Source organism: Herbaspirillum sp. C9C3, assembly GCF_013359625.1.
Taxonomy (GTDB): domain Bacteria; phylum Pseudomonadota; class Gammaproteobacteria; order Burkholderiales; family Burkholderiaceae_D; genus Herbaspirillum.
In genome coordinates, this window is sequence record NZ_JABFMQ010000007.1 from 37,052 (window position 1) to 59,372 (window position 22,321).

A 22,321-nucleotide genomic window follows, 5' to 3' on the forward strand; every position below is an offset into this window, starting at 1 on the left:
CCGATTGTAGCGATGGCCTTCGCTGCGAGACAGGTACAGTTCACTCGTCTACGGCAATACAGTCACGGCCCAACTGTTTGGCGCGGTACAGGCGGCGGTCGGCCTGTTCCAGGAAGGCAATGCGCTGGTCCATCGGCGAAGGCACGATGGTGGTCACGCCCAGACTGATGGTGATGTGCGGGGAGACCTGCGACTTGGCGTGCGGCAGGGCGGCCTCATTGATCAGCGTGCGGCAGCGCTGGGCGACCTGCAGGGCCGCCTTTTCATCGCACTCGGGCAGGATCAGCACGAATTCCTCGCCGCCATAGCGGGCAAAGAAGTCACGGCTGCGGGTGGCGCTCTGGCTGAGCAGTTGCGCGACCTGCTTGAGACAGTCGTCGCCACGGATGTGGCCGTAATGGTCGTTGTACTGCTTGAAGTAATCAATGTCGAGCATGATCAGCGACAGCGGCGCGCGCGTGCTGACCGCATTGGCCCATTCCACTTCCAGCGCCGAATCGAACATGCGGCGGTTGGCCACGTTGGTCAGACCGTCGCGGTAGGACAGCGCTTCCAGCTCCTTCTGCAATTCGATCAGGCGTGCCTCGGTCTTCTTGCGCTCGGTGATGTCGAACATGAAGCCGATCAGCGAATTGGGGCTGCCATCGGGATTGCGCACGACATGCACCACGTCGCGGATCCAGACGTGCTCGCCATCGCGGGTCAGGGCGCGGTAGTCGGCCTCGTGATCGGCGCCGGCCTTGGATTGCGAGATGCAGAAATTGACCACCGCCTCGCGGTCTTCGGCGTGGATGCGCATGGCCCAGTCGTCGGCCGTCCTCCAGCTCTCCGGCGTCCAGCCCAGCAGTTGCTCGATCTGCGGGCCGATGTAGGCGAACTGCATGGTGCTCCAGTCGATTTTCCAGGGAATCGCCTTGGTCGATTCCAGCAGGGTTTTGTAGACGGCGCTGTCGGGTTCCATCTGTTCTTGGGTGGGATTGCTCATGGCTCTCTGTGGCGGCTTCGTTGTGCTGTTGTTGTCGAGGGGAAATGCTGCAGCGATGCAGTGCAAAAAATTTGCCGGTTAGCATAACGCGACTTGCTGTCAGGAAGATGAAAAACCGGTCGAAATCCGCCTCACGCGCCCCAAAGATTGTCATGAGGCAATGCGGTGGTGCAGGAAGGCGGTAGCGAAAACGGGTTATCGTTTTTTCTTATACCCCTATCCTCATTCGGTATTTCCGGATTCCGCGGACCTGCGGATAGACTTCAGTCACAGCAGTTTTCGAGACGGAGATTGTTGTGTGGACCGCTACCACGGTCGATGTGTCTGGCAGTGATGTGCCGTACCCGGTGCTGTAATGGCAGACGCTATCTGAAACAAAAATTTTGGAGACAAGCAATGCAATTCCGTTCGGCAGCTGAGCCTGCCGCAGCGGCGACGCCAACCGTAGAAGGCGTTCGCGACTGCGCACAGGCTGTGACCCCAGTGAGCGCTCACTCGCCGGTCCTCGACCAGACACCCGGCACCCCCGCGACTGACGGCTTGCATACCGTCACCGCACACTTGACTGACCGGACAGACAACCGTACCGGACCAGTGACAGACACTTCCGGACTGGCCCCTGTCAGTCTGGACGACAAATACACCGCCACCGAAGGCGCCATCTATCTCTCCGGCATTCAGGCGCTGGTGCGCCTGCCGATGCTGCAGCAGATCCGCGACCGCGCGGCGGGCCTCAACACGGCCGGTTTCATTTCCGGCTATCGCGGCTCGCCCCTGGGCGGACTGGACGAAGCCCTCTGGCACGCCCAGCCGCACCTGGCCGCGCACCGCGTGAAGTTCCAGCCCGGCGTGAACGAAGACATGGCCGCCACCGCCGTCTGGGGCACGCAGCAGGTCAAGCTGATCGGTCCTTCCGACTATGACGGCGTCTATGCCATGTGGTACGGCAAGGGGCCCGGCGTGGACCGCTGCGGTGATGTGTTGAAGCACATGAACCACGCCGGCACCTCCGCCCAGGGCGGCGTGCTGCTGGTGGCCGGGGATGATCACGGGGCCTATTCCTCAACCCTGCCGCACCAGTCAGACCACATCTTCTCGGCCTCGATGATCCCGATGCTCTATCCCTGCAACGTGCAGGAGTATCTCGATCTGGGCCTGCATGGCTGGGCCATGTCGCGTTATTCCGGCTGCGTGGTGGGGTTCAAGGCGCTGGCCGACACCGTCGAGTCCAGTGCCTCGGTGGATGCCGATCCCTTCCGCGTCGAGATCCGTCTGCCGACCGATTTCGTCATGCCTGCGGGCGGCCTCAATGCACGGCTTTCCACCGATACCCTGGGCGTGCAGGCGCGCAAGCAGGAAGCGCTGATGCAGGATTACAAGATCTATGCCGCGCTGGCCTACGCGCGGGCCAACAAACTCAACCGCGTGATGATCGATAGCCCGCGCGCGCGGCTGGGCATCATCGCCTCCGGCAAGTCCTATCTCGACGTGCTGGAAGCCTTGTCCGAGCTGGGTATCGACGAAGCCTTCGCCGCCGACATCGGTTTGCGCCTGTTCAAGGTCTCGATGCCCTGGCCGCTGGAGCCGGAGGGCGTGCGCGAGTTCGCGCAGGGCCTCGACGAGATCCTGGTGGTCGAAGAAAAGCGCCAGATGGTCGAATACCAGTTGAAGGAGCAGCTCTACAACTGGCGCGACGACGTGCGTCCGCGCGTGATCGGCAAGTTCGACGAGAAGGGTGAGTGGGTCGCGCCGCGCGGCGAATGGCTGCTGACGTCCAAGGCCGATTTCTCGGTGGCCCAGATCGCGCGCGTGATCGCTGCACGTATCGCGCGCTTCCATACCAGTGACCTGATCAAGGCGCGCCTGGCCTTCCTCGATGCCAAGGATGCGGTACTGACCAAGGCCGTCAACACGCCGCCGCGCCCGGCCTGGTATTGCTCGGGCTGTCCGCACAATACCTCCACCCGCGTGCCTGAAGGCAGCTTCGCGCTGGCCGGTATCGGCTGCCACGTGATGGCTACCGCCATCTATCCGGAATTCAACAAGCTGACCACCCACATGGGCGGCGAGGGCGCGCCCTGGATCGGGCAGGCGCCATTCTCCAAGGTGCCGCACGTGTTCGCCAACCTCGGCGATGGCACCTATTTCCATTCGGGCTATCTCGCCATTCGCGCCGCCGTTGCCGCCAAGGTCAACATGACCTACAAGATCCTGTACAACGATGCCGTGGCCATGACCGGTGGACAGCCGGTCGATGGCACCGTGTCGGTACCGATGATCGCGCAGCAGATGGCTGCCGAAGGCGTGCAGCGCATTGCCCTGGTCTCGGAGGACATCAGCCGTTACGCCGACCGCAGTGGCCTGCCGCAGGCAGTGAGCCTGCACGACCGCAAGGACATGGATGCCGTGCAGCGCGAGCTGCGCGAGATTCCAGGCGTGAGCGTCATCATCTACGACCAGACCTGCGCCGCCGAAAAGCGCCGCCGCCGCAAGAAAGGCGAATTTCCCGATCCCAACGAACGGCTCTTCATCAATGCGGCCGTGTGCGAGGGCTGCGGCGATTGCGGCGTGCAGTCCAACTGCACCTCGATCCTGCCGCTGGAGACCGAACTGGGCCGCAAGCGCGTCATCGACCAGTCTTCCTGCAACAAGGATTATTCCTGCGTGAAGGGCTTCTGTCCCAGTTTTGTCACCGTGACTGGCGGCCAGTTGAAGAAGTCGCGCACCGGCGTCCACAAGAAGGGCGCGCCCGATGATTTCGGTGCGCTGCCCGAACCGGCCATTCCTTCCTGCGAGACGCCCTTCAACATCCTCATCAACGGCATCGGTGGCACCGGGGTCATCACCATCGGCGCACTCATGGGCATGGCCGCGCATCTGGAAGGCAAGGGCGCGTCGGTGCTGGACATGACCGGCATGTCGCAGAAGAACGGTTCGGTCACCTCGCACGTGCGCATTGCTGCCCGGCGCGATGCCATCCGTGCCCAGCGCATCGCCACCGGCGAGGCCGACCTGGTGCTGGGCTGCGACATGCTGACTGCCGGCGCCTTCGATGCCATTTCCAAGATGCGCCCTGGCCGGACGCGGGCGGTGGTCAACCTGCATCAACAGCCGCCCGGACAATTCGCCAGGAACCCGGACTGGCAGTTCCCCGTCGAGGAAGTCAAGGCGCTGATCCTGGAATCGGTCGACCAGCAGGCCGACTTCATCGATGCGACGCGCCTGGCCACGGCCTTGATGGGCGACGCCATCGCCACCAATCTCTTCATGTTGGGCTATGCCTGGCAGCGCGGTGAACTGCCCTTGAGCGAAGCCGCGCTGCTGCGTGCGATCGAACTCAATGGCGTAGCGGTCGAGGCCAACCAGACCGCCTTCCGCTGGGGCCGCCGTGCCGCCGTTGACCTGCGCCGCGTGGAGCAGATCGCGCTGCCGGCCCAGCCGGTGGTGGTGCATCTGCCGCAGTCGCCGGACCAACTGATCAAGCGCCGCGTGGCCTTGCTGACCGAGTATCAGGATGCGTCTTACGCCGCCCGGTTCATGGAAGTGGTCGAAGCCGTGCGCGCCGCCGAAGCGCCACTGGGCAGCGACAAGCTGACTCTGGCCGTGGCCCGCAATCTCTCGCGCCTGATGGCTTACAAGGACGAATACGAGGTGGCGCGGCTCTATACCAACGGCCAGTTCCAGAAAGAACTGGCGCAGCAGTTCGAGGGCGACTTCACGCTCAGCTTCAATCTGGCCCCGCCGATCTTCGCGCGCAAGGATGGACAGGGCCAACCGATCAAGGCCCGCTATGGCAGCTGGATGATGAGCGCCTTGCGGCTGCTGGCCCGCTGCAAGGGCTTGCGCGGCGGCTTCTTCGATGTCTTTGGACGTACCGAAGAGCGCCGCATGGAGCGCGCGCTGATCGTGCAGTATCGCCAGATGATGCTGGACCTGCTGCCCAAGCTGACCTCCACCAACCTGCCTGTGGCCATCGCCCTGGCACAGTTGCCGGAACAGGTGCGCGGCTTCGGTCACGTCAAGCAGCAGGCCGTGCTCGCGATGCAGGCACGCCAGACCACGTTGCTGGCCGACTTCGCCCAGGCCGCCCAGGTACAGGGCGTGAGGCCGGCTGCGGCCTGAGCGAGCGGCCAATGTCGCGCCGGTGACAACTGCCCGGCGCGAATTCCATTAAGCTAAGGCCCGAGGCGGCATGCCACCCTGCGCCCGCCCGCACGGCCTGGATAAAACAATGAACAGGAGACAAGCATGGATTTTGAACTCAACGAGGACCAGCTGGCCTTCCAGCAAAGTGCGCGCGACTTCGCTGCCCGTGCGATGGCACCTTTTGCGGCCAAGTGGGACGAAGAAGCGCATTTCCCGCTGGACGTGATCGCCAAGGCAGGCGAGCTGGGCTTCTGCGGACTCTATACGCCCGAAGAAGTCGGCGGCCTGGGCCTCTCGCGCCTGGATGCCACCATCGTCTTCGAGGAACTGGCGCATGCCTGTACCTCGACGGCAGCCTATCTCACCATCCACAACATGGTCAGCTGGATGGTCGCCACCTGGGGCCATGCGGAACTGAAGGAGGAGTGGTGCGAGCAGCTGGCAGCCGGCCAGAAGATCGGCTCCTATTGCCTCACCGAGCCCGGTTCCGGGTCGGACGCGGCCTCGCTCAAGACCACGGCACGCCGGGTCGACGACTTTTATCTCATCAACGGTTCCAAGGCCTTCATCTCGGGGGCGGGCAGTACCGACCTGCTGGTGGTGATGGCCCGCACCGGCGGCCCCGGTGCGCGCGGCGTCTCGGCCATCGCAGTGCCGGGTGACACCCCCGGCATCAGCTACGGCAAGAAGGAAAGCAAGATGGGCTGGAACAGCCAGCCCACCCGCACCATCAGCTTCGACAACGTCAAGGTGCCGGTGAGCCACCTGCTGGGCGAGGAAGGCGAGGGTTTCGTCTTCGCCATGAAGGGGCTCGATGGCGGGCGCATCAACATTGCCACCTGCTCGGTGGGGGCGGCGCAGGCGGCGCTGGACGCGGCCCACGCCTACATGAAGGAGCGCAAGCAATTCGGCCGTCCGATTGCCGACTTCCAGGCGCTGCAATTCAAGCTGGCCGACATGCAGACCGAGCTGGTGGCCGCGCGCCAGATGGTGCGGCTGGCGGCCACCAAGCTCGATGCCGGCTCGCCCGAGGCGACCACCTATTGCGCCATGGCCAAGCGGCTGGCGACCGATCTGGGCTTCCGCGTCTGCAATGAGGCGCTGCAACTGCACGGCGGCTATGGCTATATCCGCGAATATCCGCTGGAACGCTATTTCCGTGACGTGCGGGTGCACCAGATTCTGGAAGGCACCAATGAAATCATGCGCGTGATCATCTCGCGCAACCTGCTCGGCCGCGACACGCTGGACGACATCCGCTGAACCATCCCGAGGAAACGCATGAGCACCTACACCAATCTGAAGCTGGAAAAATGCGGCCACACCGCCGTGCTGACCCTGTCCAATCCGCCCGCCAATACCTGGACCCGCGAGGCCCTGGCCGATCTCACCCGGCTGGTCAAGGACCTCAACGCCGACCGCGAGATCTACACCCTGGTCGTGACCGGTGAGGGCGAGAAGTTCTTTTCCGCCGGCGCCGACCTCAAGCTCTTCGCCGATGGCGACAAGGCCATGGCGCGCGAGATGGCGCGCCGTTTCGGGGAAGCCTTCGAGACCTTGTCGGGCTTCCGGGGCGTCTCGATTGCGGCCATCAATGGCTACGCCATGGGCGGTGGCCTGGAGTGCGCCCTGGCCTGCGACATCCGCATCGCCGAAGAGCAGGCACAGATGGCCTTGCCGGAAGCCGCCGTGGGCTTGCTGCCCTGCGCGGGCGGCACGCAGAACCTGCCCTGGCTGGTCGGTGAAGGCTGGGCCAAGCGCATGATCCTGTGCGGAGAACGCGTCAATGCCGACACCGCCCTGCGCATCGGCCTGGTGGAAGAGGTGGTGCCCAAGGGCCAGGCGCGCGAACGTGCGCTGGCGCTGGCCTTGCAGGCCGAGAAGCAGAGTCCGTCGTCGGTGGCGGCCAGCAAGCAGTTGATCCAGGGCGCGCGTCACAATCCGCTGGGCACCCTCCTGCAGACCGAGCGTGAACTCTTCGTTGATCTCTTCGATACGCAGGATCAGAAGGAGGGCGTCAATGCCTTCCTCGAAAAGCGCGCACCGAGCTGGAAAAACGCCTGAACAGTTCGGCACATGGCCTGACGTTTTCTGCGCCATGACTCCAATATTGGCCGCTGGTCTTCGCAAAGCTCATCTGACGCCGCAGCGCTGCATGCTCTGCGGCGTTTTATGTTTTTGTGTTAACGTGACTGGCTTCGTCGTCACGTCCGCCTGCGCCCATGCCCATCCTCTACCGTACCGACCTTCGCCTGACCGCCGATCAATTCATCGACATTCTTTCCCGCACCTCGCTGGGCCCGCGCCGTCCGTTGGAGGACCGCGACTGCATGCAGGCCATGGTGACCCATGCCAGCCTGATGGCCACCGCCTGGGATGGTGATCTGCTGGTCGGTGTGGCGCGCTGCGTGACCGATTTCGTCTATGCCTGCTACATGTCGGAACTGGCCGTGGATGAGCAATACCAGCGCCAGGGCATCGGCAAGGAACTCATCCGTGCCGCCCGCAGCCGCCTCGGGCCGCGCTGCCGCCTGCGCCTGCTGGCCGCCCCCGATGCGAGCGACTACTACGGTCATATCGGCTTCGCCCACAGCCCCCGCTGCTGGGAGCTGACGCCGGGAAGTGAACTTAAATAACGCTATAAATCATTTATAAAGATTAACCATGATCGAGATTCAAGCTTATCGTCCGGAACACGCACAGGGCGTGGTCGATGTCATCCTGCCGATCCAGCAGGAAGAGTTCGGCATTCCCATCACCCTGGAGGGGCAGCCCGACCTGAAGGATATTGCCGGTTTTTACCAGAAGGGCCATGGCAATTTCTGGGTCGCGCTCGATGGTGGCAAGGTGGTGGGCACCATCTCCCTGCTCGATATCGGCAACGCCCAGGTGGCACTGCGCAAGATGTTCGTGGCGGCCAGCCATCGCGGCAAGGAGCATGGTACGGCCGCGCGCCTGCTGGACGGAGCCATCGCCTGGGCGCGCGCGCAGGGCGTGCGTCAGATTTTGCTGGGCACCACCGACAAGTTCCTGGCGGCGCATCGCTTCTACGAGAAAAACGGTTTCCGGCTCATCGAGAAGAGCACGCTGCCGCCTGCCTTCCCGGTGATGGTGGTCGATTCCCGCTTCTACGCACTGGACTGCTGAAGCGCTTGGGACTTCACAGCCGGCGCTGGCTGTCGACCCCGAAGTAGAACCATTCATTGCCCGGCAGGGCGCGCGGGTTGGGGAAGACGATGTAGCCGTCGCCCGGCGCCAGCACCGCCTGGCCGCCGTGCCGGTGGCCGATCAACTGACCCTGGTGTACGCGGTCAAAGCTGGACCATTCCCGGGTGAAGCGGTCCTCGGCATGTTCCATGTCGATCACGTCCACCAGGCGGATCAGCTGGATGTCGGCCAGCGGCGGTTGCAGGGGCACATCGATCATGCCGTGCAGGGCCAGTGTCTGGAGGATGGCGTGATAGGCGACTTGCGGCGCTTGCGGATCATCGTGCTGGCCACATTCCAGGGTCACGCCGTATAAACCCTTGCTGCGCGCGTATTCGGTGGTGCCCACGCCATACTGGCGGTCCAGCAGGTCGGGAGAAACCGCATGGCCTTGCTGGCGGCGGCGCTCCACCCCGCGCACATAGGCGCCCATCCATCCTTCCACCACGCGCTGGCAGCCCAGGTGCGCCACCATGCGCGCTTCGGCGGCCTCATGCGCAAAGGGTTCGACCTCGCCGCCATTGTCTTCCGGGCCGAGCATCGCAAAGGGCATGCCGCCGGTATGGAAGGAATGCAGGTCGAGCAGGATCTCGTGTTCATCGATCCACGGACAGAGCACGTTGCAGAGCTGGTCCTCGAAGTTGGCGGGGGCCGGGTGCGGGCGCAGGTTACGGTTCAGGTTGCGGTCGCCCTGGCGTTGCTGCTTTTGGTAGGCCAGCGGATTGGTCACCGGCACCAGCGTCAGCAGGCCGCGCTGCAGGCGCAGTTGCCCGCTGTCGAGTTCGTGCTGCAGGCGGGCGATGGCCTGGGTACCGCAGGTTTCATTGCCGTGCACGGCACCGAGGACCAGCATGCGCGGGCCGGGGGCGAAGGCCGCATATTGCAGCCTGCGCAGGGAAGAGGGAAGGGAATCGGACGTCATCGGGTGGCACACAGAGGAAGCGCAAAGGGCAACGATACCCCGGTTCGGGCGGCGCTGCCAGTCGCAGCGGCCCGGCATCAGCGCAGCGGCTCCTGCCAGCCAGGCGTGGCAGCGGTCGCCACGGCATCGTGCGCATGCAGGCTCTCAAAGTGCGACACGCGTACCGAGCACGCGGCAAAGCGCGCTTCCAGCGCCTGTTGCAGGCGGCGTGCCGCATCTTCCACGTACATCAGATTGGCGCCGTTGGCCAGAGCGAAGGCTTGTTCGTCAGCGCGTCGCACCGCGGTCTGCACGGCCGTGCCCAGTGCTGCTTCGGCGGTATCGATCAATGCCACCAGCGGGAACTGCGCGGCATCGCCGCCGACCGCAATGCTCAGCTCGGCCTGACTGCGCTGGCTGTGCGGCGTGGCCACACTCGCATGGCGCGCGAGCCAGCCCAGCGCGACCTCGCGACCGATGAGCTCCTGCTGCGCGAAGTCAGCGGCAAAGGCATCCTGCAAGGCCTGTCGCGATAGCGCTGCCGAGCAGGGGCAAGTGGAAGAATAGGCGACGCTCACCTTCAGGCGGATATCGAGCGTGTCATCGCGCAATTGCGCTGACAGGCTGACCGGATAGCTCTTCCAGCCCGTCAGATCCGGCGTGACCAGCGCGGCCCGCTGCTGCAGCAAGGCGAAGTCCAGTCGCAGCAACGCGGCACGTGACTGGCAATCGGTGTGGCTCTCCCGCATCTGCCGCAGCAGCGCACGCACGGCGGCGGGCGTCAGACCTGATCGTTGCGCGAAGGCATCCAGCAGCAGGTACAGTCGCGACATGTGGATGCCCTTGGCCTGCGGATCGGGCAGGTCCACCGCGACCTCGGCGCTGGCGGGCAAGCGTGTGCCGTCTTCCAGCCGCAACGGCAGGGCGATGCCGCACATGCCCACCCAATGCAGGGGCAGGGCGATGCTGGCGGGTTCATCACGGGCGACGTCGGGCAGGGGACTACGTTGATGGACCAGGGCCATGCCGATCACTCCCAGGCGGGGAAGGGATCGCTCATGCGCGCCCAGCCCATCGGCCCTTGCGCCATCTCGGCATCGGTGAGCAGGCAGGCTTCGAGCTTGGTGGTCAATGCCGCCTGATCCATGTCCATGCCGATCAAGACCAACTCCTGGCGCGCATCGCCGACATTGTCATCCCACTGTTCCAGGATGAAATCGATGGATTCCTGATCCTGCGGCCACTTCTCGCGCGGTACGGCGGCCCACCATTTGCCGGCCAGTCCGTGACGGCAGACGGCACCGGCCTGCGACCACGAACCCGCATGGGCCGGGCGTGTAGCGAGCCAGAAGAATCCCTTGGAGCGCACCACGCCGGGCCATTCGCTATTGATCAGATCGAAGAAGCGCTGCGCATTCATGGGCCGGCGTGCGCGCCAGGCGAAGCTGGTGATGCCGTACTGTTCGCTCTCCGGGATGTGTTCGCCGCGCAGTTCCTGTAGCCAGCCGGGGGCCTGGCTGGCCTGTTCGAAATCGAACAGGCCGGTGTTCAACACCTGGTCCAGCGCGACCTTGCCGAACTGCGCGGTGACGATGCGCGCACGCGGATTGAGCTTGTGCAAGATGGCGTGCAGCCGCTCCAGGTCCAGCGGCGAGACCAGATCCAGCTTGTTGAGCACGATCACATCGCAGAATTCGATCTGCTCGATGAGCAGGTCGACCACGGTACGGCTGTCTTCCTCGCCCATTGATTCACCACGCTCCTGCAGGCTGTCCTGGGAGCTGTAGTCCTTGAGGAAATTGAAGGCATCGACCACCGTGACCATGGTGTCCAGCCGCGCCACATCGGACAGGCTGGCACCCTCGTCATCGGTGAACGTGAAGGTCTCGGCCACCGGCAAGGGTTCGGAGATGCCGGTCGACTCGATCACCAACTGATCGAAACGGCGTTCGCGCGCCAGCTTGCGCACTTCCATCAAGAGATCTTCGCGCAGGGTGCAGCAGATGCAGCCATTGCTCATCTCCACCAGCTTTTCTTCCGTACGCGAGAGATCGGCGCCGCCATCGCGCACCAGGGCCGCATCGATGTTGACTTCCGACATGTCATTGACGATCACCGCCACGCGGCGGCCTTCGCGGTTGTGCAGGATGTGGTTGAGCAGAGTGGTCTTGCCGGCACCGAGGAAGCCGGAAAGCACCGTCACGGGAAGCCGGCGGTCGCCGGGCTGGCGTTGGGGGGAGGTCATGGGAGTGTGGAATCAGGGCAAGGGTGGACGGGGAAAGTCGCCGTCTGCGAATGGGCTAAAACGGCATGAATGCAACTGAGTTGCGAATATCTCATAAATGCAACCATGTTGCAAATAGGGGCGGCATGCCGCATTGCGTAGTCGGGGGATGGCGGCGTGCCGGCTGCCGGTAGGAAAACCGCGCTTGTGCTAGCATTGCGCCTCGCAACAAGGAGGTTTCATCACATGTCCCAGATCTTCCCGTACAGGGGAAACGCCGTCATCCCGGAGATCAAGAAGCTCGACAACGGCAAATTCATGGCTTGCTTCGTGATTCACGAAGGCAAGGATGGCAGTGGCAAGCTGCGTTACCAGCGCAAGGCGCCCACCAATGAATTCGATACCGAAGACGAGGCGATCGCCTACATCCTCGATTTTTCGGGCGACTGGATCGACGAAAATCCCATGTGATCCCCACCGGACGCCGTCTTCGCGGCGCTGCAGGGCACAGGCAAGAAGAGCCGCACGGATCCCTCCGTCGGCTCTTTTGCATTGGCGCTGCGACAAATTGTCACATTCGCAGGGGCCACCGCAGGGCCTACAATCGCGACCCTGTTCTCCTGATCCATGTCGATGGCACCCGCCATCCTCTCCGCCATGACCACCACCTCCCCGCCCGCCACCGCTGCCAGCCCGACCGCCCGTACGGCCACTGCGACACCCTCGGCCCTGCATGCGGTGCTGTTGCGCCTGCACTTCTACATCGGTCTGTTCGTCGGTCCTTTCGTGCTGGTGGCGGCGCTGACCGGCACACTCTACGTACTGACCCCGCAGATCGAATCGCATCTCTATGCCACCCAGCTCTACAACCAGAGCTCGGGCCAGGCCAGGCCGCTGGCCGAGCAGGTGGCCGCCGCGCAGGCATTCCTGGGGCCGCAGGCGCGGCTGTTCGCGGTGCGACCGGCCAGGGCCGCCGGATGGAATACCCGTGTGATGTTCAGCCAGTCCGGTCTGGGCGATTCGGAGAGCCGGGCCATCTTCGTCGATCCGGTGAGCCTGCAGGTCAAGGGCGACCTGGTCGTCTATGGCACCAGTGGCGTGCTGCCGCTGCGGACCACGCTGGATTACCTGCACCGCAACCTGATGCTGGGCGAGCTGGGCCGCAACTACAGCGAACTGGCCGCTTCCTGGCTGTGGCTGGCTGCGCTGGGCGGAGTGTGGTTGTGGTGGCGCGGTCGGCGGCGGCGTACCGGCGCCCCAGCGCGCGTAGCGCGACCGCTGAACGTGCGCCGCATCCATACGCTGGTGGGCTTGTGGATCGTGCTCGGACTGGTGTTTTTCTCGGCCACCGGACTGACCTGGTCACGCTGGGCCGGTGAGCGCGTGGGCCAGATGCGTACCCAACTGGGCTGGATCACGCCATCGGTGTCGACGCAGTTGCAGCCTGGCGCAGCGGCCATGTTCATGGGTGAGCACGCCGATCACATGGGCGCGCATGGCATGCCGATGCCGATGCCCGAGGCCGGTGACCCGGCCCGCTTCGACATGGTGCAGCAGATTGCCCGCGCCGGCGGCATCGACGCGGCCGATATCGAGATTCGTCCGCCACGTGCGGCTCACCAGGCCTGGGTGGTGCGCGAGGTGGATCGCTCCTGGCCGACCCAGGTGGATACGGTGGCCATCGATGCGGATCGCATGGCCATCACCAGCCGGGCCGATTTTGCGGATTTCCCGTTGATCGCCAAGCTGATCCGCTGGGGGGTGGATGCGCACATGGGCGTACTGTTCGGCGTCGCGAACCAGATCCTGATGGCGCTCTTCGGGGTGGCCCTGACCGGCTTGATCGTGTTGGGCTACATGATGTGGTGGCGTCGCCGCCCGGCCGCGGGCGCCAGCCTGGCGCCCTTGATCCAGGCCGTGATGCGGCTGGCGCCGGTGCAGCGTGCAACGCTGGCGGTGCTGGCGCTGTTGCTGGGATGGAGCCTGCCACTGATGGGCGCAAGCTTGTTGCTGTTCCTGCTGGTGGATGTGATCCGTTATACCCGCGCTGGCCGCGCTACGGTCTGATCATTCACCGCGCTGGCCGTCGGCGCTCTGCTCGAACCACTCACTGCCGCGTTGCACGAAGGTCTGCGATGCGGCCAGCGCAAAACTCTTCACTTCGGGCTGCCAGCCCAGTCGATGCACCACGATCTGGTGTGCCTCCACCTGCAGCACGTTGAAGGAATTGCTCTCGCCGCGGCCACGGGTGGAGGTGGCCGTGCCCGCCTGCACCACCAGGGCCGAATAACCGGGGATGTGATAACGCCCGGCGCTGCTGACGGCCGAACTGGTATGCACGTGACCGGCCAGCAGCAGGTCGGCCCCGCACAGCGCGAAGGCGCGCATGGCCGGTACCGCCTGGCCGACCAGGCCGTGATGCTGCGGGCCCGGCGGCAGGTCGAAGGGGTGGTGGGTGACGATGATCTTGACCAGGTGATCGCCCACCGCGGCCAGCTCGCGCCGCGCCAGTTCGATCTGGCGATCATTGACGCGGCCATCCTGGATGGTCAGTGAGCGGGCGGTGTTGATGCCGACCACGGCGATTTCATCATCGACATAGCGCGGCTGCAGATCGGCGGTGATGTGGCGCTTGTACTTGCGCAGCGGCTGCATCAGGCGTGCGGCCACGTTGAAGAGCGGCACGTCATGATTGCCCGGCACCACCAGCCGGGGGAGCGGCAGGGCATCCAGAAACTGCCTGGCCTGCTTGAACTGGCTGCTGCGTGCGCGCTGGGTCAGGTCGCCGGAGACCACCACCAGGTCTGGCTGCAACTCATGCACCTGGGCAATCAGGGGTTCGATGATCTCGGGATCGGTGCGTCCGAAATGCAGGTCCGACAGATGGATGAGGGTGCGCATCAGTTCTCCCCCAGCAATTTGTCGAGCAGTCCGGGTGGGCTGTCGTTGCCGGTTTCCGGCACCGCGGCCTGCGGCACGATCACCGTCAGCGAGGCCGGACGGATGCGGTAGTGCAGCGGGGTCTGCATCAGATTGACTTCGCCATCGGTGGCCACGCGCATGCGCTTTTTATGGGTCTCGATGTGGATCTCGCTGCAGGTCAGCACGTCGAAGTCCTGCGCTTGCTGCAGGCGACCGAACAGCGCATGCAGGGCCAAGCGCAGCAGGCCCCAGCGTCCGGTGCGGTGGCAGACGTAAAGACTCAGTTGGCCCTCGGTGAGGGTGGAGCGCTTGCCGATGTCCAGGCCGCTCATCAGGTATTCGTTGTTGCCGATGAAGACGAAGGGCGTGCGTCGCCAATGTTCCTTGCCATCGATGGACAGACGCACCCGCAGGAAGGGGTAGCGCCGCAGCGCCCCCATGGCGGCCCAGGTGAAGGCCAGCCATTTTCCCCGGCCCAGGCGCGCCTGCTGCTTCTCGCGTTCGCGCACGATGTCGGGATAGAGACCCAGGCTGGAATTGTTGATGAAGGGCGCGCCATTGACCTCGCCGCTGTCGACCTTGAGCCTGCGCCCGGTGGCGATGTTGGCGATGGCCTCGTCCAGCGTCAGCGGGATGTTGAGGTCCTTGGCGAAGTGATTCAGCGTGCCCAGCGGCAACACGCCCAGCGCACTCTGGCAGTGCGGATCGGCCAGCAGGGTCGAGGCCACCGCATTGACGCTGCCATCGCCACCGCCCACGGCGACTACGGCGATCTTGTCACGCACGGCAGTGCGCGCAGTCTGGAGCATGTCTTCGCCGCTGCGTGCCAGATGCACCACGGCGTGCAGGCCATGACGTGCAAATGCCTCGGTGATATGGGTCGCCAGTTCCTCGGCGTGGCCGCCCCCGGCGCGGGCGTTGATGGCGGCTACCACGTCAGGGCGGCGTGCCGGGTCGGGGTGGCCATGGCGGGCGGGCAATGCCTGGGTCGTGTCTTGTTCTGTCATCCGCTGGGAGTGGGAATGTGGTTTCAGAGCCTGTTGGAGCGCGGCTGCGCGCAATAGTGCCGCTGCCATGTGAACACCACGGTCGTCCACAGTGCGAACCAGGCTGTTCCCAGCAGCATCGCACCCAGCACGTCGCTCAGGAAATGCGCGCCCAGGTAGACCCGGCTGAAGGCGGTCAGCGCCACCAGCAGCAGGGCTGCGCCAATGACGGCGGCCTGCACGCCGCGCTCGCCGGTCTTCAGGCGTGCGCCGATGGCCGCCGTCACGCCCGGCTGGTTGAGCAGGTAGGCGGCCAGCATGGCGTAGAGCAGGGTGGCACCGATGGTGTGTCCACTGGGAAAGCTGTAGCTGTGCGACACCAGGATGGGGTCCTCAAAGCGGGGACGCAGGCGCGCGAAGATGTGCTTGAGCGTGAAATTGCACAGCATGCCGCCGGGCAGCACCAGCAGCAGGTCGGTAACCCAGGCCCAGCGCTGTTTGCGGACCATGTGCCAGAGCAGAAGTCCCCCCATGAGCAGCACGTCGATGGTGCCGTGCAGATGCGTATAGCCGAGCACCAGTTCGGTCAAGGGGGAGAAGGCATGCTGGTTGAACCAGTCTGCCAGTTGCTGATCCAGGCGCGTGAGTTCCCCCTTGCTGCTGACCTCATAGGCGATCAGCGCAAACAGCATGGCCGTGGCCAGCACGGCCATCAGGCCCGTGGTGAGCGGCAGTCCGAGGTGGTGGTCACGCGCCATGCGGGCGCGCAGGAAACGCTGGAGGGAAGGAGCGGAAGAAGAGTGTCGTTCTGTCATCCGGCCATTCTAACCTCAGCCCCCCGTGCCCCGGCAAGGGGCCGGGGTGGTGCCGGTCAGATCAGGCGCAGGGATCGTTGCCCAGCGCGATGGCGCGCAGAGCCGCCAGATCGCACAGCTCGACATCGCGGTGGTTGACCTCGATCACGCCGGTCTTCTTGAAGTTGGTCAAGAGCCGGCTCACGCTCTCCACGGCCAGGCCCAGGTAGTTGCCGATTTCCTCGCGGGTCATGCGCAACTGGAAGCGGGTCGAGGAATAGCCCCGGCTGGCATAGCGGGACGACAGATTGAGCATGAAGGCGGCCATCTTCTGCTGGGCGGTCATGCTGCCCAGGGTCAGCATGACGCGTTGCTCGCGCGAAATCTCCAGGCTCATCATGCGGTGAAACTGACGCAGCAGGGTGGGCATGTCGCGGAACAATTCTTCCAGGCGCGTAAAGGGAATTTCGCAGACTTCGCTGTCTTCCAGTGCCACGGCTTCGCACAGGTGGTGGCCTGCGCCGATGGCATCCATGCCCAGCAGTTCGCCGGCCATCTGGAAGCCGGTAATCTGCTGGCCGCCATTGGTATTGCCCTGGAAGGTCTTGAAATGCCCCAGGCGAATGGCATAGAGCATGTCGAACTTGTCATTGAGGCGGTACAGGCTCTCATCGCGTTTGACCTTGCGGCGGCGGTTGATGACCTGCTCCAGTCGCTGCATGTCGCCCTGGTCCAGTCCCATCGGCAGGCACAACTGGTGCATGCTGCAGGCCGAGCAACTGGCGCGCAGCGCGTGCAGGGTGAGCGGAGGCGGCGACTGGATGGGCGTGTGGGCAGGTAGGCTGGACATAAGCGTTGGATTTTCCTCTATGTTGTGGCGGCGTCGGCTGGCCAGGGTTTGGCGTGATGATATGTGATTGCGCCACATTGTCATGCAGCTGCGCAGCTATTTTTTCCCTACTTTTACCACAGTTCTTGCCTGCAAAACGCATCTGCAGGGCGAGCAACCGAAACTTTCATCGTTTCCGCCATTGACTTGTTTTTTGGTTACGCCAGTCATCGATTGCTTCACTTCACCATTGTCAGCACGGCGCGAAACTGCGGATGTTCGCTTTCGCGCAGCCATTCATAGGCCACCATTTCCAGTGTCACCGGGGTGGCACCGGCCGCGCGCAGGCGGTCGAAGGCGGCATCACGGTCCTGCGCACGGCGTGACGCGCAGGCGTCCAGCAGAGGCAGGACGCGGTAGCCCTGTTGCAGCAGTGACAGCGCAGTCTGCAGCACGCAGATGTGGGCTTCGCAGCCGGCCACGATGATCTCCCGTACCACCGGGGGAATGATCGGCAGCAAGCCGTCCGCGCAGGCGTCGAAATGCTGCTTGGACAGGGTCTGGTCGCACAGGCGGGCGATCTCCGGATGGTTGGGGCCCAGCTTCGCGGGCATCTGTTCGGTGGCAAGTACCGGTACCCCCAGCAGCCGGGCGATACTGGCCATGCGCACCAGCTGCGCCAGCATGGCCCGGCCTTCGTGGAGGGCAGGCAAAAGTCTTTCCTGGGGGTCGATCACCAGCAGGGCCGATTGATGGGCATGGATCAGCATGGAAATCCTGTCATGTGGGGTTGGCAGAAATTGACGGTCTTGTGTCATTGACGCCAAACGGGTGGGAATCCGACAATTTTTCCATCATTGACCCTCCGGAGCAAATCCATGCTTTCCTCCTTGTCTGCCGCAGCGCGCGATGGCCGCCGCAACGCCGCCGTGCTGGCCGTGTGCCAGGGCCTGTTCACCTGCGCCATCTCGATCGACCTGACCCTGACCGCGCTGACCGGCTGGCAACTGGCCCCGGACAAGGCGCTGGCGACCCTGCCGTTTGCCCTCATCACGGTGGCCGGGGCGGTGGTGACCTGGTTTGCCGCCTTCCTGATCCAGCGCCTGGGACGTCGCTTGTCCTTCGTGCTGGGGGCAGCCAGTTGCTGTATCGGCGGGCTGATTTCGGTGTGGTCGGTCTGGCATGCGCAGTTCTGGACCTTCTGCGTGGGGACGGCGCTGGTGGGGGTATTTCAGGCCTTTGCGCAGTATTACCGGCTGGCCGCTGCCGATGCTGTCGAGGAGAGCGCCAAGAGCCGCGCCATTTCGACGGTACTGGCCGGCGGCGTGATCGCGGCCCTGATCGGTCCGGCCCTGGCGGCCTGGAGCAAGGACTGGTTTGCGGCAGCGTTGTTTGCCGGTGCCTATCTGGTGGTGGCGGGCATGGGACTGTTGTCGGCGCTGGTGCTGCTGCTGTTCTATCGCGACCAGGCCGGGCCGGTGGCGGTGACCTCAGCGGAGGACCTGACCCCGGCGCGGCCGCTGTCGGCCATTGTGCGGACGCCGATCTTCATGGCCTCGGTCGCCAACAACGTGGCGGGCTCGATGGTGATGATGTTCATCATGACCGCGGCACCCCTGGCGGCGGTGGCCTGCCACCATGGCATCGACGACGGCGCGGCCATCATCCAGTGGCATCTGGTGGGCATGTACGCGCCGTCCTTCTTTGCCGCACGCCTGATCCAGCGCATGGGCCTGGGCTCCGTGCTGCTGGCAGGACTGGGCATGAACCTCGGCTGCGCCCTCATCGCCATGTTCTCGACCACGCTGCCAGCCTTCTACGTGGCCTTGCTGCTGCTGGGGATAGGCTGGAATTTCATGTTCGTCGGCGGGACCACGCTGCTGGCGCAGTCCTATGCTCCCTCCGAGCGTGCCAAGACCCAGGGCCTGGCCGAGCTCATGCGCTATGCCGCCACTGCGCTGGCCACGCTGGGTGCCGGTCCCTTGCTGGCCCGCTTCGGCTGGGAGACGCTCAATACCGCCATCCTGCCGGTGCTGCTGCTGTCGGCCCTGGTCACCTTGCGCTGGATGTGGTCCCGACGTGCCGTACCTACGGCACTCACGGCGGGTCTGCGCTAACATCGGAGCATGAATGCCATGACCCCTGAGCTTACGCCCATGCCGTCTCCGCACCCTGTGCGCAACGTGGTCGTGCTCGCCTATGACGGCATGAATCTGCTGGACCTTTCCGGTCCCATGCAGGTGCTGGCCACCACCAACCGCCTGCAGGGTGGCGAGATTTATCGCCTGCACGTGGCCTCGGCCGGAGGGGGCGCGATCCTCACCAGCGCCGGCCTGCCGGTGCTCACGCATCCTCTGTCCTCGCTGGATGGCTTGCTGATGGCTGATGGTCTGCATACCCTCATCTCTCCCGGGGGCAGCGTGGGCGAGCGTTTCAGCATCGATACCGCCCTGGTCGCGTGGATACGCCAGGCCGCGCCGCGCGCGCAACGCGTCTGTTCAGTCTGCACCGGTGCGTTCCACCTGGCCGAGGCGGGTGTACTGGATGGCCTGCGCGTGACTACGCACTGGGCTTCGGTCCAGGAACTGCAGCATCGCTATCCGGCGCTGCAGGTCGATGGCGAGCCGATCTATATCCGTCAGGGGCGGATCTGGACCTCGGCGGGGGTGACGGCCGGCATCGACTTGACATTGGCACTGGTGGAACAGGATCTTGGCCATGCCGCTGCCATTGCGACGGCACGGCAACTGGTGATGTTCATCAAGCGTCCGGGCGGTCAATCGCAGTTCAGCACCTCGCTGGCCTCGCAGGCCGCCGGGGCGGGACGCTTTGCCGAGCTGCATGCCTGGATCGCCGGCAATCTGGAAGGGGATCTGCGCGTAGAGAACCTGGCGCGTCAGGCCAACATGAGTCCGCGCACTTTTGCCCGTCTGTATGTGGCCGAGACCGGCCGTACGCCGGCACGCACGGTGGAGTTGATGCGCCTGGAGGCGGCACGCCGGGCGCTCGAGGAAACCCGCCTGCCGCTCAAGCGCATCGCCAGCCAGTCCGGCTATGGGGAGGAACAGAACCTGCGCCGGGTGTTCCTGCGCCAGCTGGGCGTGAGTCCGGGGCAGTACCGAGAGCGCTTTGCGGCAGCATGATTCCTGCGGCTGCGCACGCCCCGGCTGATCATCCAGACATGCAGCGGCATTACCAGGAACCGTGTTTGCAGGACGCAATACAGGCAGTCGCAGCAGGTTCCGCTACGTCGTGCAGGGGCTGCTCGGCAGCGTGGACATGCAGTCTGAGACCGGCGCCCAGGATCGACAGCAGCAACAGCATCCGCTCCACGCTGACGGCCCCCGGATTGCCTTCGATCTCGGCGATACGCGCCTGGCTCACGCCCACGCGCGCACCCAGTTGTGCCTGGGTCATGCCCTGCTGCTTGCGCAGGGCGCGCAGATGCTCGCGCAACTGGGTCGACAGACTGATCGGAAAATCGTTGACCATGGAGACTCCCTCAAGACAAAGATGTGGCAGGGGTGGCACTGAGGTCGGATTTCCTGAGGCGTGGCTGCCGAGGAAAATATAGGGTGAATACAATAAACCGCAATATAAGAATAGTCTTGTTTTTTGTATTTATCGGTACAACCCGATAAATTCTATTTATCGTCTTTGGCTTGTATTTCGTGCTGCGGCTTGTTGTCGGGAGACAAGGCAGTCAGTGCCGCCAGCGAATCCAGCCACCACGACAGCGCCGGACCGGCCGGATGGTCGGGCTTGTAGACGCACTGGATGGGCAGTTCGGTCCCTTGGGGCGGGTGATGGATGGTACTGATGCTGACCAGCCGTCCATTGTCCAGATCGCTGCTCACCACATGCAGCGGCATGTTGCCCCAGCCCATGCCGGCCCGCAACAGGGCGTGCTTGGTACCGAGATCGCTCATGCGCCAGGTCAGCCGTGAATGTACCGAGAAATCCTGGCGCGCCGTCAGTTCGCTGCGGTCGGACAGCACCAATTGGGTTTGCTGTTGCAGCAGCTTTTCGGAAATGCGTCCCTTCACCTTGGCCAGCGGATGGTCCGGCGCGACCACCGCCACCAGCTGCACGCTGGGCAGGGTAATGCGCAGCAGGTTGGGCGGCGTGGTCGGCAGGGTCCCGAGGATGCCCAGCATCGAACGTCCATCGATGACGCGTTCGGCCACGGCGCCCAGGGCCTCCACCTCCAGTCGCACCGTCACCGCCGGGAAAGCCTGGCGAAAGCGCTGCAGCAGGTCCACCAGGCAATCGGTGGGAAAGAACACATCCACCGCCAGCGACACTTCAAGCTCCTGCCCGCGTGCGTAGGAACTGGCCCGCACCTGCAGCGAATCGACATGATCCAGCACTTGCCGCGCATCGGCCAGCAGAGCCGCCCCCGGACTGGTCAGCTGCGGCCGGTAGCCGCTGCGGTCAAACAGCAGTACCCCGAGCTGCTCTTCCAGCGTGGCGATGGCATAGCTGACGGCCGACTGCGCCCGCGACAGCTTGCGCGCCGCAGCCAGGAAACTGCCGCTGTCGGCCACCTGCACGAAAACCCGCAACTGATCCAGCGACAGACGTTCAATATTCATGGGGCTCCCGCCATGGTATGGAGTGACGAAGTGCTCACTATATCTAAAATTTAGATAATGATTATAAAAAGATAATCAGTTTTATCGGAAGCCGAAGTTGCCTATTCTGTCGTCACTGGCTGCAGCGAAGGCCGTAACGGGCGCAGCATGAAGCGAGGAGCCGGTTCGATGATTGGCATCGGCCAACATCGGGCAATATCAGGCAACATCGGGCAACAACAAGATTGAAGGCAGTACGGCATTACAACTCAAACACAAGGTCGTTCACCCAACACTACAGAGGCTTACCATGATCACGCACTACAACACCTTCCGCATTGGCCGCGTTCTGCTGGCTTCCCTGTTCGTCATTTCGGGCATCTTCAAGATTGTCGGCTTTGCCGGCACCGTCGCCTACTTTGGCAGTCTGGGACTGCCGGTCCCGACCCTGGCCGTGCTGGTCACCATCCTGGTGGAAGTCGGCGGTGGTCTGCTGCTGATGACCGGGCGTGGTTTGCGCCCCGTGTCGCTGGTGATCGCGCTCTTTACCGTCGGTGCGACGCTCTCGGCCCACCATTTCTGGACGATGGAAGGCGCAGCTGCCCAAGGTCAGATGATTCACTTCCTCAAGAACGTGGCCCTGATCGGCGCGCTGCTGCTGGTGTCCTCGATCGACCCGCAAGCCCGGCCGGAAGAAAGCCGTTGAGCCTGACGGCGCAGCGTTGCACCCATCACCAATGATTGACCGGTCCG

Annotated in this window: 21 protein-coding genes; 10 read left to right on the forward strand and 11 right to left on the reverse strand. The window is 64.1% G+C overall.

Going from position 1 to position 22,321, the window contains the following annotated elements; all coding sequences use genetic code 11:
* Positions 1 to 40: 40 nt before the first annotated feature.
* Positions 41 to 985 carry a GGDEF domain-containing protein gene (locus HNO82_RS08945; protein ID WP_249776966.1) on the reverse strand — a complete coding sequence of 315 codons (945 nt, stop codon included), beginning with the start codon at positions 983 to 985 and terminating at the stop codon, positions 41 to 43.
* Between the two features lie 540 nt (positions 986 to 1,525).
* On the opposite strand from HNO82_RS08945, the gene HNO82_RS08950 reads away from it, so the two are divergent.
* From HNO82_RS08950 to HNO82_RS08970, 5 genes are all read left to right on the forward strand, one after another.
* Positions 1,526 to 5,107, forward strand: a complete 3,582-nt coding sequence (locus tag HNO82_RS08950; RefSeq protein WP_502709271.1) for an indolepyruvate ferredoxin oxidoreductase family protein — start codon at positions 1,526 to 1,528, stop codon at positions 5,105 to 5,107.
* Between the two features lie 126 nt (positions 5,108 to 5,233).
* Positions 5,234 to 6,394, forward strand: coding sequence for an acyl-CoA dehydrogenase family protein (locus HNO82_RS08955; RefSeq protein WP_175343452.1), 1,161 nt, complete (start codon positions 5,234 to 5,236; stop codon positions 6,392 to 6,394).
* Between the two features lie 18 nt (positions 6,395 to 6,412).
* The gene (locus tag HNO82_RS08960; RefSeq protein ID WP_008329356.1) at positions 6,413 to 7,195 is read left to right on the forward strand and encodes an enoyl-CoA hydratase; all 783 of its coding nucleotides are present in this window, start codon (positions 6,413 to 6,415) and stop codon (positions 7,193 to 7,195) included.
* Positions 7,196 to 7,353: 158 nt separating this feature from the next.
* Entirely contained in the window at positions 7,354 to 7,767 is a 414-nt protein-coding gene (locus HNO82_RS08965) for a GNAT family N-acetyltransferase (RefSeq protein WP_175343453.1), read from the forward strand.
* A gap of 28 nt (positions 7,768 to 7,795) precedes the next feature.
* Positions 7,796 to 8,278: a GNAT family N-acetyltransferase gene (locus HNO82_RS08970; protein ID WP_175343454.1), complete on the forward strand. Its 483-nt coding sequence runs from the start codon at positions 7,796 to 7,798 to the stop codon at positions 8,276 to 8,278.
* A gap of 13 nt (positions 8,279 to 8,291) precedes the next feature.
* On the opposite strand, the gene HNO82_RS08975 is transcribed toward HNO82_RS08970, so the two are convergent.
* From HNO82_RS08975 to zigA, 3 genes are all read right to left on the reverse strand, one after another.
* Positions 8,292 to 9,260: a M14 family metallopeptidase gene (locus HNO82_RS08975; protein ID WP_175343455.1), complete on the reverse strand. Its 969-nt coding sequence runs from the start codon at positions 9,258 to 9,260 to the stop codon at positions 8,292 to 8,294.
* A 77-nt stretch (positions 9,261 to 9,337) separates the two neighbouring features.
* Positions 9,338 to 10,264 carry a GTP cyclohydrolase FolE2 gene (gene folE2 / locus HNO82_RS08980; RefSeq protein WP_175343456.1) on the reverse strand — a complete coding sequence of 309 codons (927 nt, stop codon included), beginning with the start codon at positions 10,262 to 10,264 and terminating at the stop codon, positions 9,338 to 9,340.
* 5 nt (positions 10,265 to 10,269) lie between these two features.
* Positions 10,270 to 11,484, reverse strand: a complete 1,215-nt coding sequence (zigA, locus tag HNO82_RS08985; protein ID WP_175343457.1) for a zinc metallochaperone GTPase ZigA — start codon at positions 11,482 to 11,484, stop codon at positions 10,270 to 10,272.
* 225 nt (positions 11,485 to 11,709) lie between these two features.
* On the opposite strand from zigA, the gene HNO82_RS08990 reads away from it, so the two are divergent.
* Together HNO82_RS08990 and HNO82_RS08995 are read left to right on the forward strand one after the other, a co-directional pair.
* A complete protein-coding gene (locus HNO82_RS08990) occupies positions 11,710 to 11,934 on the forward strand; it encodes a hypothetical protein (RefSeq protein ID WP_008329347.1) in 225 nt (74 codons plus the stop codon).
* A 162-nt stretch (positions 11,935 to 12,096) separates the two neighbouring features.
* On the forward strand, positions 12,097 to 13,530 hold the full coding sequence (locus HNO82_RS08995; RefSeq protein WP_217509857.1) for a PepSY-associated TM helix domain-containing protein: 1,434 nt from the start codon (positions 12,097 to 12,099) through the stop codon (positions 13,528 to 13,530).
* On the opposite strand, the gene HNO82_RS09000 is transcribed toward HNO82_RS08995, so the two are convergent.
* The 5 genes from HNO82_RS09000 to HNO82_RS09020 all read right to left on the reverse strand — a co-directional run bounded on the left by HNO82_RS09000 (position 13,531) and on the right by HNO82_RS09020 (position 17,764).
* A complete protein-coding gene (locus tag HNO82_RS09000) occupies positions 13,531 to 14,364 on the reverse strand; it encodes a metallophosphoesterase family protein (protein ID WP_175343458.1) in 834 nt (277 codons plus the stop codon).
* A complete protein-coding gene (locus HNO82_RS09005; RefSeq protein WP_249776968.1) occupies positions 14,364 to 15,392 on the reverse strand; it encodes a diacylglycerol/lipid kinase family protein in 1,029 nt (342 codons plus the stop codon). Before HNO82_RS09005 ends, HNO82_RS09000 begins: the two co-directional genes overlap by 1 nt.
* A gap of 23 nt (positions 15,393 to 15,415) precedes the next feature.
* Positions 15,416 to 16,186, reverse strand: coding sequence for a phosphatase PAP2 family protein (locus HNO82_RS09010; protein ID WP_175343459.1), 771 nt, complete (start codon positions 16,184 to 16,186; stop codon positions 15,416 to 15,418).
* Positions 16,187 to 16,247: 61 nt separating this feature from the next.
* Positions 16,248 to 17,015, reverse strand: coding sequence for a fumarate/nitrate reduction transcriptional regulator Fnr (gene fnr / locus HNO82_RS09015; protein WP_008329332.1), 768 nt, complete (start codon positions 17,013 to 17,015; stop codon positions 16,248 to 16,250).
* 218 nt (positions 17,016 to 17,233) lie between these two features.
* Entirely contained in the window at positions 17,234 to 17,764 is a 531-nt protein-coding gene (locus tag HNO82_RS09020) for an isochorismatase family protein (protein ID WP_008329331.1), read from the reverse strand.
* Positions 17,765 to 17,872: 108 nt separating this feature from the next.
* On the opposite strand from HNO82_RS09020, the gene HNO82_RS09025 reads away from it, so the two are divergent.
* A complete protein-coding gene (locus HNO82_RS09025; RefSeq protein WP_175343460.1) occupies positions 17,873 to 19,111 on the forward strand; it encodes an MFS transporter in 1,239 nt (412 codons plus the stop codon).
* A 9-nt stretch (positions 19,112 to 19,120) separates the two neighbouring features.
* Positions 19,121 to 20,137 carry a GlxA family transcriptional regulator gene (locus HNO82_RS09030; RefSeq protein ID WP_502709269.1) on the forward strand — a complete coding sequence of 339 codons (1,017 nt, stop codon included), beginning with the start codon at positions 19,121 to 19,123 and terminating at the stop codon, positions 20,135 to 20,137.
* A gap of 49 nt (positions 20,138 to 20,186) precedes the next feature.
* On the opposite strand, the gene HNO82_RS09035 is transcribed toward HNO82_RS09030, so the two are convergent.
* Both HNO82_RS09035 and HNO82_RS09040 read right to left on the reverse strand, forming a co-directional pair.
* The gene (locus HNO82_RS09035) at positions 20,187 to 20,486 is read right to left on the reverse strand and encodes a helix-turn-helix transcriptional regulator (protein WP_008329328.1); all 300 of its coding nucleotides are present in this window, start codon (positions 20,484 to 20,486) and stop codon (positions 20,187 to 20,189) included.
* 152 nt (positions 20,487 to 20,638) lie between these two features.
* Positions 20,639 to 21,589, reverse strand: coding sequence for a LysR family transcriptional regulator (locus HNO82_RS09040; RefSeq protein WP_175343461.1), 951 nt, complete (start codon positions 21,587 to 21,589; stop codon positions 20,639 to 20,641).
* A gap of 289 nt (positions 21,590 to 21,878) precedes the next feature.
* Here HNO82_RS09040 and HNO82_RS09045 point away from each other — a divergent pair, with 289 nt between their 5' ends.
* Positions 21,879 to 22,274, forward strand: coding sequence for a DoxX family protein (locus HNO82_RS09045; RefSeq protein ID WP_008329316.1), 396 nt, complete (start codon positions 21,879 to 21,881; stop codon positions 22,272 to 22,274).
* Positions 22,275 to 22,321: the final 47 nt, after the last annotated feature.

Excerpts from the sequence above, each read along its gene's own strand:
- HNO82_RS08945 (WP_249776966.1), bottom strand. The coding sequence starts at position 985 with ATGAGCAATCCCACCCAAGAACAGATGGAACCCGACAGCGCCGTCTAC.
- HNO82_RS08955 (WP_175343452.1), top strand. The coding sequence starts at position 5,234 with ATGGATTTTGAACTCAACGAGGACCAGCTGGCCTTCCAGCAAAGTGCG.
- HNO82_RS08960 (WP_008329356.1), top strand. The coding sequence starts at position 6,413 with ATGAGCACCTACACCAATCTGAAGCTGGAAAAATGCGGCCACACCGCC.
- HNO82_RS08965 (WP_175343453.1), top strand. The coding sequence starts at position 7,354 with ATGCCCATCCTCTACCGTACCGACCTTCGCCTGACCGCCGATCAATTC.
- HNO82_RS08970 (WP_175343454.1), top strand. The coding sequence starts at position 7,796 with ATGATCGAGATTCAAGCTTATCGTCCGGAACACGCACAGGGCGTGGTC.
- HNO82_RS08975 (WP_175343455.1), bottom strand. The coding sequence starts at position 9,260 with ATGACGTCCGATTCCCTTCCCTCTTCCCTGCGCAGGCTGCAATATGCG.
- folE2 (WP_175343456.1), bottom strand. The coding sequence starts at position 10,264 with ATGGCCCTGGTCCATCAACGTAGTCCCCTGCCCGACGTCGCCCGTGAT.
- zigA (WP_175343457.1), bottom strand. The coding sequence starts at position 11,484 with ATGACCTCCCCCCAACGCCAGCCCGGCGACCGCCGGCTTCCCGTGACG.
- HNO82_RS08990 (WP_008329347.1), top strand. The coding sequence starts at position 11,710 with ATGTCCCAGATCTTCCCGTACAGGGGAAACGCCGTCATCCCGGAGATC.
- HNO82_RS08995 (WP_217509857.1), top strand. The coding sequence starts at position 12,097 with ATGGCACCCGCCATCCTCTCCGCCATGACCACCACCTCCCCGCCCGCC.
- HNO82_RS09000 (WP_175343458.1), bottom strand. The coding sequence starts at position 14,364 with ATGCGCACCCTCATCCATCTGTCGGACCTGCATTTCGGACGCACCGAT.
- HNO82_RS09005 (WP_249776968.1), bottom strand. The coding sequence starts at position 15,392 with ATGACAGAACAAGACACGACCCAGGCATTGCCCGCCCGCCATGGCCAC.
- HNO82_RS09010 (WP_175343459.1), bottom strand. The coding sequence starts at position 16,186 with ATGACAGAACGACACTCTTCTTCCGCTCCTTCCCTCCAGCGTTTCCTG.
- fnr (WP_008329332.1), bottom strand. The coding sequence starts at position 17,015 with ATGTCCAGCCTACCTGCCCACACGCCCATCCAGTCGCCGCCTCCGCTC.
- HNO82_RS09020 (WP_008329331.1), bottom strand. The coding sequence starts at position 17,764 with ATGCTGATCCATGCCCATCAATCGGCCCTGCTGGTGATCGACCCCCAG.
- HNO82_RS09025 (WP_175343460.1), top strand. The coding sequence starts at position 17,873 with ATGCTTTCCTCCTTGTCTGCCGCAGCGCGCGATGGCCGCCGCAACGCC.
- HNO82_RS09030 (WP_502709269.1), top strand. The coding sequence starts at position 19,121 with ATGAATGCCATGACCCCTGAGCTTACGCCCATGCCGTCTCCGCACCCT.
- HNO82_RS09035 (WP_008329328.1), bottom strand. The coding sequence starts at position 20,486 with ATGGTCAACGATTTTCCGATCAGTCTGTCGACCCAGTTGCGCGAGCAT.
- HNO82_RS09040 (WP_175343461.1), bottom strand. The coding sequence starts at position 21,589 with ATGAATATTGAACGTCTGTCGCTGGATCAGTTGCGGGTTTTCGTGCAG.
- HNO82_RS09045 (WP_008329316.1), top strand. The coding sequence starts at position 21,879 with ATGATCACGCACTACAACACCTTCCGCATTGGCCGCGTTCTGCTGGCT.